Below are 12,779 nucleotides of genomic sequence, written 5' to 3'. Positions count from 1 at the left end.
CACGAGCCAGTGTCCTTGATCTTGCCAGTGCCAGTGCCAGTGCCAGTGCCAGTGCCAGTGCCAGTGCCAGTGCCAGTGCCAGTGCCAGTGCCAGTGCCAGTGCCAGTGCCAGTGCCAGTGCCAGTGCTTATTAAGCTGGTTTTACTCTGCAGCTCAGTGACTTGATGCACACCAGTATCGGTTGTCATAGCAATGGTAAAATGAGGCTGGTTATGTTCATTAGCGGTAAACGTTAAAGGGTGAGCAATAGTGCTTAACACTGGGCCTTTGCTAGAGCTTGCATGAAAATGCGCCCCTGCACTTAAGCCTGTAGTCTCGCTAGAGCCTTGAGGACGTTTACTTGCCGTTTGCTGAGTTTGTCCATTTTGTGATGTTTCTAGGGCGGTTAAATCGTCTTTGCTAGTTTGGGCTGTAGATGACTGTTCTTGTAACGCTTCACTATTTGAACGTTGTGATTGATGAGAGTCATCGAGAGGTGAGGCGTCATTGTCAGCTGTACTTGAATCGTCTTTTACTATGGTGCTGGCAGCACTCCAAGATTTATCAGCGACCAGATCTTTATTGCCGATAGTACTGGCTTTAGCGCCACTATCTCGAAGTTCTTTAGCTTTTAAACGGGCGACGTCCTTATCAAGCTGTTTAGCCTTTTGTTTGGCTTCCAATTCTCTTTGTTTTTTCTCCGCTTCAATGGCTTCTGGTGTCTTAGTATTTGATGTGGATTTTTTATCGTCATGACTCATTATCTACTTCCTCTTTAGCGCTCACCAAAAGCTTCTGTCACATTGGTAAATACCGGTTTCCAGAGATACTGAAATACCGTTTTGTCTCCGGTCACGATGTCAGCTTCACCTGTCATCCCTGGGATCAAGTCGAACCGGCCGGGTTTATCCGAAAAATAGGGCTTATCAATGGCAATTTGCACTTTGTAAAATACCCCGCCTTTTTCATCTGAATCGGTACTTGGAGATATTCGTTTTACAATGCCGTCGAGGGCGCCATAACGGCTGTAATCAAATGCATCAATTTTAATCCTTACCGGCTGACCCACTTTCACAAAACCGATATCGCGAGGTGACAATTTGGCTTCCATTAAGCCCGTTTTTGTCATTGGTACAATGACCGCTACTGTGCCACCGGGCTGGATCACGCTGCCTGTCGATGAGGAGGGGATAGACTGAATAATGCCGTCGACAGGAGCGATAATGGTATTTTGTGAGACGAGAGAGCCTGATGATTTTAAGCGAGCGATAATGCCAAGCAGTTCTGCTTGGGCATCGGTACGTTTCTCACCGACCTCTTTGAGTAAGGTCACTTTTTTCTGGTTTAGTTGTTGTTCTAAATTGAGCAAGTTTTTAGCCAGAACCTGTTGTTTGCTCTCCATGCTTCTCAGTTCGCGCATGTAGGAATCTAATTTTTGTTGCGACTCTAAAATTCTTAGCTTGGATACGGCTTGCTCTGCGGTAACCGACTGCATCATTGTTAGCGTTTGTTCTGCGGTTTTAATTTGATCGCTTAGCGGTGGGATCTCAGCTAAGAGGCCATCGATTTCTGCTTGAGATTTAGCGATGTCAGACTCTGAGAGTTGCTGCATTGCTACTCGCTCTTGGTTCATCCGGTTCAGTGATGCGGTATGCAATTTGACCAATTGTGGGTACTCAACTTCAAATTCACTAAAATTAGCCTCTCGTTGGTCAATAAAAGACTCGTAGCGCTCAATGCGAAGTAATAGGTTTGCGCGTTTACTGGCGAGCTCCTCTTCTGCTGATTGACTGTCAATCGAGACAAAGCTGGCTAATACATCGCCTTTTTTAACCACATCTCCCTCTTCTACCATCACCGAGGCCATAGTGCCGCCAGCGCGACTTTGAATGATCTGTCGGTGGCCAAGAGGAACAACTTGCCCCTTGGATTTGGAGATCTCTTCTACCTCGGCAAACAGTGACCACAACAACATGATTAACACTGAACCTGTGATCAAAAAGATGATGCGCTTAATTAACTTTCTTTCTGCGGGAGCTTCAATCGCATCGGTAAATTCATGCTCAGGCCATACTCGATTCGCTAGTTGACGATTATCCATTAGGGAGGTTCTCCTGAGATGATGCTTGCGGTGGCTGAGGTGCTTTTTCAGGGATAGGACCAGCGTAAACCACAGCTCCTTTATCTAAAATTACGACTTTGTCAGCTTGCTGGATCAACTCTTGATCATGACTGGTAAAAATCACGGTGCTCTTACCTTTGAGTGCGCTAAATGTCTTTAGCAGTTGGGCTTTAGCTGCAGGATTACGATTGGCGATGGGTTCGTCGAGAATGATTAAACTTGATCGCTTCAGCAGTGCTCGCGCCAAACTGATATAACTGCCTTCTACGGCAGATAACAGTGTATGGCCACGATTAAACAGACTGATATTCAGATCATTGCCTAACGCTTTAAATAGCGACTCACCCCCGGCAGCTTTTATTGCCGTGATGAGCTCTTCATCTGTCGCGTCTAGTTTCGCGATGCGCAGATTGTCAGCCAAGGTACCAGGGAAAAGGTCGGGCTCGGCGGGGCAAAATGCGGCCCATTGTCGATATGCTTCAGGATCATATTGCTTGAGGTTTTTGCCGTTCACCGTGATATATCCCGCTTGCGCTTCTGCCACTCCCATGGCAGCAAGTAACATCGAGGTTTTACCGCAGGCGTTAGGCCCAATAATAGCGACATTTTCGCCGGGTTCTATATCAACGCTGACACCCGTTAGGGCGGGGTCGACCTCTGCACCATAACGCAAAGTGACGTGTTGAAAACTTATCTTAGGTGCGACTTGAGTCGCTGGTGTATCGAGCCTGAGCTCATTGTGTTCCGTGCCTGCTTGCATAAAACGGTCAAACTGTTTTATTGCCATATCCATCATGGTAATTTTCTGGCGTGATGAAAATGCTAACTGTGCGGGCCCAGTAATACGCCAAATAAGCATGACGCAGGCAATGAGTGCACCAGGGCTAATGCTCTGGTTGAGTACTAAAAAAATGCCAGTAAAAACGGTAACTAGCGCGGTAAGTAAACTCATGGCGTGGGCGACAGCGGCGTTTAAGCCATTGCGCTTAGCGTAGAGGAAGTTTTGCCGACAGTTCTCTTTGCATTGCCTGGCAAACTTAGTATTCCAGCCATCAGTTTCGCCGCTGGTTTTCAGTTGTAGCAGGTTTTTGGCGAGTTCATTAATAGAGTTTTGATAATCTCCACTAATGGTGGGCGCAGCTGATTGAGCATATTTATTGACGGCTTTCATCACTAAGTAAAACAGCAATAACATCACCAGCGGCACTATCACTAACCAGCCACTGAGTAGCGCGATGGTGATCAGTGCGATAGCGGTGAAAGGAAGGTCAACTAAACCTGCACCACCAGGGCCGGAAAGTAAGGTACGTACTTTTTCCGCATTGCGCATCCGTGCCATATGGTTCGACAAACCCACTCGAGACAACACCATCAGCGGCATACTCAATAACCGTCTAAAGGTGATATCTGAAAGGTCACGTGCAAATCGGTTGCTGGTGGTGGCTAGCAGGTTAGCTCGAGTGAGGCGTGTTATCACTAAAATGGCCAAAGCCAGTGCTGCACCAAGGGCGATGGTGGGCAGTACATCCGGTGCTTGTCCGCCAATGACGCGGTCATAAACGGCCATGGTAAAGAGGGGCACCGCCAGCCCGGTAATACTGGAGAGTAAACTCAGCCAAAATACCGGGCGGTACCACTTGGTGCGTTTGCTCATATGCGCTGCAAAGGCGCGAATATTCTGTTTGCTTGCAGGTAGACTTTCAATCACAAAAATATGCCCAATGAGGGGTAACTCTTGAGCACTTATTGCTTGCCACTGATCAGATTGCTGATTGAACATTTCATATTGCGCACCTCTACGCCTTAACATGACTGCAGGTTCATTATCAGGGACAATAATAAAAGGGTGAATGGCCTGTGAAATAGCATTTTTGTGCGTCTTATAGACCGAGAATCCAATGTGATGTTTTTTTAATAGGTTAGCGAATTTTACCGTGTCGATACTCTGAATTGCTTCATCACTGAGCAAATTATTCGCCTGAGAAAATAACCCTAGCTGCTGAAAAAGTGCGATTAATATATTTTTTAATTCAGGAGACGCTAGTGTGTTCTCACTCTCTTCTAGTGACTTGGCTTGGCTGATAGAGTTCATGCTTGAACCTCCTGCATCGTGGGCAAAACCTGACACTCGCCATGCTCACTAATATTGATGCGTAGATCGCTATTGTTAGCGAGTTCACTAAAGTGAGAAGCGCATAAAATGGTCATCTGGCCTTTATAGTGATTGAGCACATTAACCAGCCTTGCTTGAGAGTCGGCATCGAGTGAGATCATCGGTTCATCGAGTAATAAAATAGAGGGCGACTGTACGATAGCTCTTACCAGCGCAATAAGTTTCACCGCGCCTTTATTGAGCATTTGGCTATCGTTTACGCCAACCTCAGTTTGATAACCCGACGGCAGTTGGGCGATGCTACTGGTGAGTCCTAGTGCCTCGGCAACTTCCATCGCCAGTGACTCTCGCTCGGGTCTAAATAGGGTCATGTTTTCCAATAAGCTGCCCGCAAAAAGTGTTGGCCAAGGTGAAACATAGGTCACTGACTGGCGGTACTCATTGGCTTGGTGTTCGCTTTGTTCAACACCTGCAATGCTTATTGAACCTTGCTCTAAATGATGAAATGCACCGATAACACTGAGGAGTAAACTGGCATGAGTCAGTGGATCTGATGTGACAGTGACTAAGCTGCCGCTGGGGATGGATAGCGTGAAATTATTGAGTTTCGCGCCCACTTGAGAGCTGGCGATACTGTCAAAATTGATAGGTCCAATCGGCAGTTTCTGTTGGTACTTAGTGGTGCCTTTAAACACTTCTTGGGGCAGTTCAGCCAGATCGTTAACATGGTTCATGGCGGTATTGGCGCTGGCAAGCCGTGAACGCAAACTAATAATAGCACTTAGCGGTGCTATCGCTCTGCCCGCTAGAATGGAGCAAGCCGCCAACCCACCCGTGGTGAGATCACCATTGAGCACTTCGAGGCAGCCGATAAGGACGATTAATAATGTAGTGCCTTGAGACGCGCCTTGAATGAGCTCTTGCAGTTTTGATGATAACCAATCGACTTGCTGTTGTTGTTTAAGGCGGCGGTAGTTAATTTCACTGTAGATGGATGATAGGCGCGACTCCATCGCCAATGCTTTTGCCGTGGTTAATCCCGATAACACCAATATCAACATGCGTGAGCGTTCGCTATCGGTTAATGCTAAATCTTGCGTGGCGCGAGTTAACTTTTTACCAATGAGGAAAACCAGCCCACCGATCACCGCCCACACTGCAATAGGAATGAACACCAATGGACCGCCGATATAGGCGACCAATGCTAAAAAAATGAGCACAAAGGGAAAATCCATTAATGCCACTAAGGCTTGTCCTGAATAAAGCTCGCGCATCGCCGCAATACTGGCAAGCCCGTTGGACACTTTACCCGTGCCTAAGCTTTCCACATGGTGATAGTCAGATTGCATTAACGCATTGACAACTTTAGTCGTGGTTTGCAGTTCAAAATTGGCGGCAGATGAGGCCAACAACCAACTGCGGGCATAGCGCAAAAGTAACTCTAATAGAATCGCGACCCCGACAGCGGATACGAGCACACTCGCGGTGCCGTAGCCTTGGTTCGGCAATATACGGTCGTATATTTGTAGCATGGTAAAAGGCAGGGCTAGAGACAGTAAATTGATGAACGTGGAGGAGAGCAGTAACTCTGCCTTAGCGCGATTATTGTTTAGTAAACTGAAGTTTTCTCTCATCGCTTATCGCATCCTTGGACAGTCAGAAAAAGGTGTATAAATAATAGTATAGCTTTAGCTAACTTATTAAACTTAACAGAGTATTTACATCTTAGTGTAAAAATAAAGCAACTTTTGTCGGTTTTTTGTCAATGAGATGATGATTGAATTGCTTGAACTGAGTTGATGTTAGCTTGTTGATGAAAGGCGTTTGAATGTGTGCGGTTTTACTGAGGGGGGTCAGCCGGCAAATTTGCAGGGAAGCCGGCTGACGTTTAACGAATCTATTGGAGCGATAGATGCGTTAAATAGTACTATCAATGATGAGATTATTGAGTGTGTCTTAACCCAGCCTTATTCTTCATCGGATCGCCTTCGTAACCGAGTGCTTTCCAATTCATGCGGGTGCCTTTGTTATGGCAATCGCTACATTTCAAAGCGTCAGCTTTTGGTGAAACCATATGGTTGATACGCCACCACATTTCGGTTGCTGCAAAGCCGTGTTCACCACTGTAGCTTATGCCCTTTTCTACTAGCGTTTTATTGGCTTCCATACCTAACTTGGCTGCTTTGTCCCAATCATAGTCTGTCCAATATCCGCCTTCACCGTAAACTTTTGCAGTGACAAATATGTTTTGTTTACTGTCATAAATCTGCTTACCGCGGTGGACTTTAAAAGGATAGATCTTGGCCGTACTATCGCTAATATCACCTAATGGGTAAGTTAATTTAGTGATTTTACTTGGGTCCATTTTGTCGCCAACCATATAGGCGTCAGCACTACCGTTATACCAAGCGTATTCTGGTTCAACCATCTTGCCCCAGACAAAGTTACCTTTCTTTTTCTGGTAATTTTTCTTGCCGTATTGATCTTTAGTTTCTTCAAGATCACTACCTGCCGTAGACCAATCCCAGCTCATTTTAGTCGGTTCATTGCGAGCAAAAAATGGAATGTGACAAGTTTGACAGGCGACGCTTGCAGCATGAGTGTTGAGCTTTTTATTTTTGTGCGGCGTGGCTTCATGGCAGTTAACACAGCCAATCGGATTTTGCCCACCAGGCGAAACGCCCATGGCATTACCGGTGATCTGATGATCCTCAGTGGTATGGCAAGCTTGACACTGAAAATCATTGCCGTCGGTATCCATATGTACGTCAGTGCTTTTATCGGGATAAGACATAGAAGAGTCTAAATCGCCGTGCTTAACGGCATCGCCGCCACCACCAAAGAAATGACAAGTACCGCAGTTATCGCGCACAGGAGCGCCGACATTCTGTGCTACTCGCTGAAGGTTTACGCTTGCTAATGCTTCGCCAGCGCCTACCGGATCTTTGATGTAAGTGCCAGTGGTGTCATGGCAGACAAGGCAATCTACTTTGGTCATGTCGGTGAAATCAAAGTTATTGTCTTTCCAACCGTAACCCGCATGACAACTGGTACATCTTGGTTCGTTGCCTGATATTGAGGTACAGAAGTTATTGATCGCATCCTTCTTACCGCGTTTAACCGTGCGCCCTGGTAGTTTCTGTTCTAACTCCCAAGTCCAGTGTGATGATTTCATAAAGTCTTTGGCGTGATCTTCATGACATTCAATACATTGAGTCGTGACTTCAGAGCCTTGTGAAAAAGGCCCCAGCACATATTCGCTGTGAGGATTGGCCGCCATGGCGAATTGAGCGCTGACAAGCAGCCCTAACGCCATGGTTGGTATGATGATTCTTTTCATTTTTAATACTCCTTCCCCGGCTAGCGCCGGGGGGATTAACCTAACTTAGAATTTAACGGTGAGAGAAGCGTTGATGTCGTAAGCGGTGTCGACCACTGGTAGCATTGAGTAAGAAGTGCCCGCGATAACATCATCTACTTCTTGTGGTGCACCAACCGGTGTGCCGCTGCCGGTATATTCGAAATCGTAATAAATCCCTGCAAGTTTAATGAACATATTAGGGTTGATGTCGAACATGTAATAAGCCTCGGCAACATGGCCGCGAGTGGCTAACTTACTGCCGATGGGATCATCTTGTGCTTGAGTAAATGGTGTCCAATATTTAGAGCCGTAGTTGTACTCAAAACCAACTTTGCCGTAAGGCGCTGGGATCTGCACACCAGCATAGATGCTGTAGCCGTCTTTTGGACCACTGTCATCGGCAGCACTTGGCATCATGATGATCTCGGTGCCGTCAGAATTGAGCTTAGCTTCAAATACGGCATCACTTAACATGCCGCCAAACATTCCCGCGTTGCCATTGCCGTCGGCGCGAGTCCAACCGCCAGAGACGAACCATTTCACGTCGTTATCTTCTTCACGTGAGAAGCCGATACCACCGAGGTATAAGTCACCAATCACGCCGCTAGGTTGTACTCGAGTGACAAAGTTAAAGTTGTCGAATTTTTGCATGTCTTGGTACATGGTTGGCGCAAAAATGCTGGCCAGTTGGGTAGGGAACGCCATGGTGCCTTTAAAGCCATCATTGACATCCATTGCCCCAAATAGGGTGAACTGGAGGAAGTTTTTACCATCGTTAATGGCATCAATATTAAAGCCGCCGAGATGGGTATCTTTAGTGACAATGTCACCGAAGAGTTCGCCATTGCCCCATTGCGATTCAAATCCCTGACCATAGCAAAAACGCACAACTTGGCCTTCAACACCAGTAATATCACCGAGGTGATAGCCCATGGTGGCGCCGTCAAAGTTGAAGTTAACTAAGTGGCCAGAAGGTGTGCCACCGCGCTTTTCATTTTCACGATACTGGGTTGGCGGGCCGTAGGTTGATGGGCGGCGACCAATTGACAGGTAAAGCGGAGAGCCATTGATATTTTTCCAATCAAAGTAAGCGCGCTCAACTCTAAGCCAGTCACCACTTGGGCTACCGCTACTGGTGCCATCCATGGTAAATGAGTTCCAAGAATCAAATACTTTAACGCCGGTGGAATCGCCCCAGTTTTTAAACATCGATAAGCGACCCGCAAAACTAACGTTATCCCAAACTTTGGCTTTTAGATTAAGTCTAAGGCGAGTGGTGTAGTAGATGTCATTGTCGATGTCTTGCGTGGTTTTTTGTGCCAACGAATAGGGCATAACACCTTGCAGTTGACCGCTTTGGAAGGCTGCGGCGAGATTAGGATCTGCCGCCATCATCTTGCCTAGCGGTGAATTACCATCGGTCGGAGAGCCAAATACGCCAGACATGGCTTTGGCGCCAAAGTCACTGAAGTTGACTTTAATCGCGGGATTCCAAGTCACATTTTGATAGTGCAGTGTATGAGCTTTAGTACGGAAATCACCAGTGATCAGCAGTCTATCTAATGCTGTATGGCGTTCGTTGCCATCGACACGATCATTAAGATCATCTAATTCGCTAGTGATGTCTTCAAGTTGTTGTTTAAGATCTGCCATTTTTTGAGCATCGTTTTCTGCAGCATAAACGCTACCAGATAAAGCAAGCGCATTGGCAACAAGCAGTGAAATTAGAGTACGCATAACATCTCTCCTTTCGAGTTTTTAACCACTTTTTATATGGTTAACCTCGATTGATGTTGAGGAACGGCCTCGGATTAGCTGATTTTTGGCAGCATTAGGCCCTGAGGCATTCCCCATTTATTTAATTTAATGTTTGGTTCTAACTTGGTTAGAAGGACTTAATCCTTCATGCGGCTAGCCACAGGTTTGTGGTTGGTCGGAATCGGCTGCATGGTCATATAGGAATTGCTGAATGTCCTTAATGTCCTTCTTTGATAGCGCATTGAACGCTTCTTGATCACCCTTGTGCTTCATGCGCTTGAAGAAGCGATCCCACTGACTCATGGTTTTTGTCATCGGGGTCATTTCTCCACCGATATCACCTTGGCTATGGCAGGCTTTACACTCTTTTTTATACAGATGTTTACCTTTTTTAGGGTTACCGCCATCAGCGGCTTGGGCTTGAAGACCTAAAGACAGAGCTAGAGCAAAACCTATTCCGATTTTTGTGATTGTTTTCATCATCATTTCCTTACTATTTTTATATTTTTACGCTGTCCTTCGCGTGGTTAACAGAATGCTTCCAAGATGCGCCTGTGTTGTTGCTTAATTTAGCAGGGAGGTGTTACTGAATAGTTGAGCTTGATCACTTTCATGATAAAAATCTAATTGATAAAAATATCATTGAAATAAATCTAATGTATAGGGCTATATTTTCTTTTGTTATTGTTTTATAGGTATTTTTATTTTTTTATGTAGTAGATTAATTTTAATTCGGTCATTTATATCGATTTTTTGCAACCGATTAAGATCACATTTCTGTTTTTAAGCTATCTCTAAAGTGATATTAATTCGTTAATACACGGTAAAAATAAAGCCCTGCTAACTTTCGTTAACAGGGCTTTATTTGATAGCTTAGGATGTCTGACTGTGAGGACTGTATTTACCTCTTAACAAGCATGATTACCACAGCGATAATGATTAAGGCTGTTGGCGGGTGGGTGCTAATACGATTTCACGAACACACACATTTTGTGGTTGTTCAAAGGCAAATACCGCAGCGTCTGCAACTGCTGATGGCTCAATGACACCACCCATGAACTCTTTCCACTCTTCATAGCCTGCTTTAATGTCTTCATTCGTCGTGTGGCTAAGCAGAGCTGTTTCAACTGCGCCAGGGGCGATAGTAATCATGCGTACATCGTCCATTGCTACTTCTTCACGGATGTTTTCTGTTAGTGCATGAACAGCAAATTTACTTGCACAGTATGCGGCATGGTTAGGGAACGTTTTACGGCCAGCAATAGAGCTAACGTTAATGATAGTGCCTGTTTTACGGGCTTTCATGTCTGCAAGAACAGCATGAATGCCATTAAGCACACCCATCACATTGATGTTCAACATCTGGCTCCACTCTGCAGGATCTTGTACATCAGCAGCACCGAGTAACATAACACCGGCGTTATTGATTAAGCCGCCAACGGGGCCAAATTTAGCTTCAGCTGTTGCTATCGCACTTTTCATTGCTGCAGCGTCAGTAACATCAACGCTTATGCACAAAGCATTTTCAAGCTTTAGTGCTTCCATAGGCTCAACGCGACGAGCAAGTAACAGTAGTGGATGAGCTTTAGCGCTAAATGCTTGTGCCATTGCTGCGCCGATACCTGAAGATGCACCAGTAATTACGATAAGTTGTTTCATATAAACCTCAGTAAGATGTATTACGCCAGTCATGCAATTGAGTAGGCAGTTTCTACGTTAATCATGTCGAATTGGGAGTATTTTAACGAGATGCCGATTGTTGATATATAATGCATAGCGAACATCATTGTTTACATATAACTCCTAATTGAATGAGTGTAATGTAAGCTGGTTATTCCGTTTTAGGGTAGAAGCTATCAAATGTACAAAGACTTAAATTTAGCAGATGTGAGAGCATTTACCGTGATTGCCGAGCAGGGAAGCTTTACCTTGGCTGCAGATCAGTTGGCATGCTCTCGCTCGCACCTATCCAAGCAACTGACCCAACTAGAAAGTTATCTTGGAGTGACCTTGATAACGCGTACTACTCGGGCGCAAAGGCTAACCGATCAAGGTGAGTTCTTTTACGAGCGCTGTCAGCATGCGTTGGATGTGGTGGAACAAGCGGTGGCTCAAACGGTTGATAATGCGCAGAACTTACAGGGCAACATCAACATTAACTGCGTTGGCGGTTATATCGGTGAGGAGGTTGTTACCCGCTTGGTTAATGACTTTATGAGTGCGCAACCTAATATCAGCATTAATTTGGACTTTAGCAGTCAGCGAGTTGATCTGGTGTTAGATCATTTTGACTTGGTCTTTCGTATGGGCGAGTTAGAGGACTCAGGTTTAGTCGCGCGTAAGTTAATGGATATTAATAACTGCACACTGGCTGCACCTGGTTATCTTGAGCAAAAAGGTAAGCCTTTACACCCTAAGGCACTGAACGAGCATAGCTGCATTATCGGCACGGTTAATCACTGGAGCTTTCAGCAAAAAGAGGATGCTAAGCAAAAAACCGACGTGGCAATTACGGGTAAGTTTCGTTGTAAAAATGGCAGGGTAATGAAAAGCAGTGCATTAGCGGGGCAAGGTATAGTGCGATTGCCTGAGATTTATTGTATTGATGAGTTGAGCAAAGGTGAATTGGTACACGTTTTTGACGATTGGATGATTCCCGCAACGCCTCTATACCTACTTTACAATAAAGACAAATTCCAGCCTGCCCGATTGCGCGAGTTCATTAGTTTTACCACTGCTCACTTCAATGATTATGTTTAAGCTTTATATCGGTCAGTGTTCTGCTTCTGATTGTAATAATGCTTCAACGCCAGTAACGCCAAAGTATTGCACTGAATGTTTGATAGCAATTTTTTTTGCTATGAGCTCACCGTCTTTATAGATCTTAACAACCTTCTTCCCGCCTCTATCATTGGTGCTGTATTCATACTCATCATTAAGGCGAAGTTCGTCGAACTGAGATTTCATGATTAGATGCATAGTCACTCCTGTTTTTAACAGCGTGTTGGCTAGGTTAAGTGCCACATTAACCTATTTATGTAGACTCACAGCGGTGCTCAAAAGTTTCCCCTATTGTTCAATATAGATGATTTTTGTTCAATTGCTGTGTTTATTATATTAAGCCCATTAGTTGATAGAATTAGTTAAGGCTTTGCTTTAACTAATATTGATGACCACTGTGGCAACCGTTTACCAATGAAGTGAGCTTAGAAAATGTCTGTAGGCTACATATCGAGACTAACGATGGCATTGTTAACATTATTAATGATCACAGTCATCAGTTTCAGTGCCTATTTGGTCGAGTCCTTCGACATTTAGGTGAGGGCACTGCGCTAATTAAATAAATCACTGGAATCGTTTGCTTAATGAGGAGATAAGTCAGTAAAAATCGCTCTTTACTGCAAGTGATTGAAGATATTTGAATACTTGGATGAAACTTTGGTAAT

The 12,779-nt window shown here is 45.1% G+C and carries 10 protein-coding genes; 1 reads left to right on the top strand and 9 read right to left on the bottom strand.

Annotated features, from left to right (window positions below; all coding sequences use genetic code 11):
* The 8 genes from CXF82_RS07025 to CXF82_RS06990 all read right to left on the bottom strand — a co-directional run.
* Positions 1 to 740, bottom strand: a 740-nt coding sequence (locus CXF82_RS07025) for a hypothetical protein (protein WP_180961179.1), incomplete at its 3' end; no start/stop codon positions are given.
* 14 nt (positions 741 to 754) lie between these two features.
* Positions 755 to 2,080, bottom strand: coding sequence for an HlyD family type I secretion periplasmic adaptor subunit (locus tag CXF82_RS07020; protein ID WP_102043923.1), 1,326 nt, complete (start codon positions 2,078 to 2,080; stop codon positions 755 to 757).
* On the bottom strand, positions 2,073 to 4,193 hold the full coding sequence (locus CXF82_RS07015) for a peptidase domain-containing ABC transporter (RefSeq protein ID WP_102043922.1): 2,121 nt from the start codon (positions 4,191 to 4,193) through the stop codon (positions 2,073 to 2,075). The genes CXF82_RS07020 and CXF82_RS07015 overlap by 8 nt, the downstream gene beginning before the upstream one ends.
* The gene (locus CXF82_RS07010; RefSeq protein WP_102043921.1) at positions 4,190 to 5,848 is read right to left on the bottom strand and encodes an ABC transporter transmembrane domain-containing protein; all 1,659 of its coding nucleotides are present in this window, start codon (positions 5,846 to 5,848) and stop codon (positions 4,190 to 4,192) included. The genes CXF82_RS07015 and CXF82_RS07010 overlap by 4 nt, the downstream gene beginning before the upstream one ends.
* Positions 5,849 to 6,156: 308 nt before the next feature.
* A complete protein-coding gene (locus CXF82_RS07005) occupies positions 6,157 to 7,530 on the bottom strand; it encodes a tetrathionate reductase family octaheme c-type cytochrome (protein ID WP_374702358.1) in 1,374 nt (457 codons plus the stop codon).
* 69 nt (positions 7,531 to 7,599) lie between these two features.
* On the bottom strand, positions 7,600 to 9,312 hold the full coding sequence (locus CXF82_RS07000; RefSeq protein ID WP_101089460.1) for a DUF3373 domain-containing protein: 1,713 nt from the start codon (positions 9,310 to 9,312) through the stop codon (positions 7,600 to 7,602).
* A 174-nt stretch (positions 9,313 to 9,486) separates the two neighbouring features.
* Entirely contained in the window at positions 9,487 to 9,816 is a 330-nt protein-coding gene (locus tag CXF82_RS06995; protein WP_101089459.1) for a c-type cytochrome, read from the bottom strand.
* A 456-nt stretch (positions 9,817 to 10,272) separates the two neighbouring features.
* Entirely contained in the window at positions 10,273 to 10,992 is a 720-nt protein-coding gene (locus CXF82_RS06990; protein WP_102043919.1) for an SDR family oxidoreductase, read from the bottom strand.
* A 201-nt stretch (positions 10,993 to 11,193) separates the two neighbouring features.
* On the opposite strand from CXF82_RS06990, the gene CXF82_RS06985 reads away from it, so the two are divergent.
* Entirely contained in the window at positions 11,194 to 12,093 is a 900-nt protein-coding gene (locus tag CXF82_RS06985) for a LysR family transcriptional regulator (protein ID WP_102043918.1), read from the top strand.
* Positions 12,094 to 12,105: 12 nt separating this feature from the next.
* Here CXF82_RS06985 and CXF82_RS06980 read toward each other — a convergent pair whose 3' ends face one another.
* Positions 12,106 to 12,312 (bottom strand): hypothetical protein, encoded by a 207-nt coding sequence (locus CXF82_RS06980; RefSeq protein ID WP_102043917.1) that lies wholly within the window; start codon positions 12,310 to 12,312, stop codon positions 12,106 to 12,108.
* Positions 12,313 to 12,779 lie beyond the last annotated feature (467 nt).

The organism is Shewanella sp. GutDb-MelDb (assembly GCF_002836075.1).
In the GTDB taxonomy this organism is placed as follows: Bacteria; Pseudomonadota; Gammaproteobacteria; order Enterobacterales; family Shewanellaceae; genus Shewanella.
This window is presented reverse-complemented; position numbering and strand designations above follow the sequence as displayed.

What these genes read in the sequence shown, in the direction of transcription:
- CXF82_RS07010 (WP_102043921.1), bottom strand. Translation starts at nt 5,848, where the DNA reads ATGAGAGAAAACTTCAGTTTACTAAACAATAATCGCGCTAAGGCAGAG.
- CXF82_RS06980 (WP_102043917.1), bottom strand. Translation starts at nt 12,312, where the DNA reads ATGCATCTAATCATGAAATCTCAGTTCGACGAACTTCGCCTTAATGAT.
- CXF82_RS07000 (WP_101089460.1), bottom strand. Translation starts at nt 9,312, where the DNA reads ATGCGTACTCTAATTTCACTGCTTGTTGCCAATGCGCTTGCTTTATCT.
- CXF82_RS06995 (WP_101089459.1), bottom strand. Translation starts at nt 9,816, where the DNA reads ATGATGAAAACAATCACAAAAATCGGAATAGGTTTTGCTCTAGCTCTG.
- CXF82_RS06990 (WP_102043919.1), bottom strand. Translation starts at nt 10,992, where the DNA reads ATGAAACAACTTATCGTAATTACTGGTGCATCTTCAGGTATCGGCGCA.
- CXF82_RS06985 (WP_102043918.1), top strand. Translation starts at nt 11,194, where the DNA reads ATGTACAAAGACTTAAATTTAGCAGATGTGAGAGCATTTACCGTGATT.
- CXF82_RS07005 (WP_374702358.1), bottom strand. Translation starts at nt 7,530, where the DNA reads ATGGCGTTAGGGCTGCTTGTCAGCGCTCAATTCGCCATGGCGGCCAAT.
- CXF82_RS07020 (WP_102043923.1), bottom strand. Translation starts at nt 2,080, where the DNA reads ATGGATAATCGTCAACTAGCGAATCGAGTATGGCCTGAGCATGAATTT.
- CXF82_RS07015 (WP_102043922.1), bottom strand. Translation starts at nt 4,193, where the DNA reads ATGAACTCTATCAGCCAAGCCAAGTCACTAGAAGAGAGTGAGAACACA.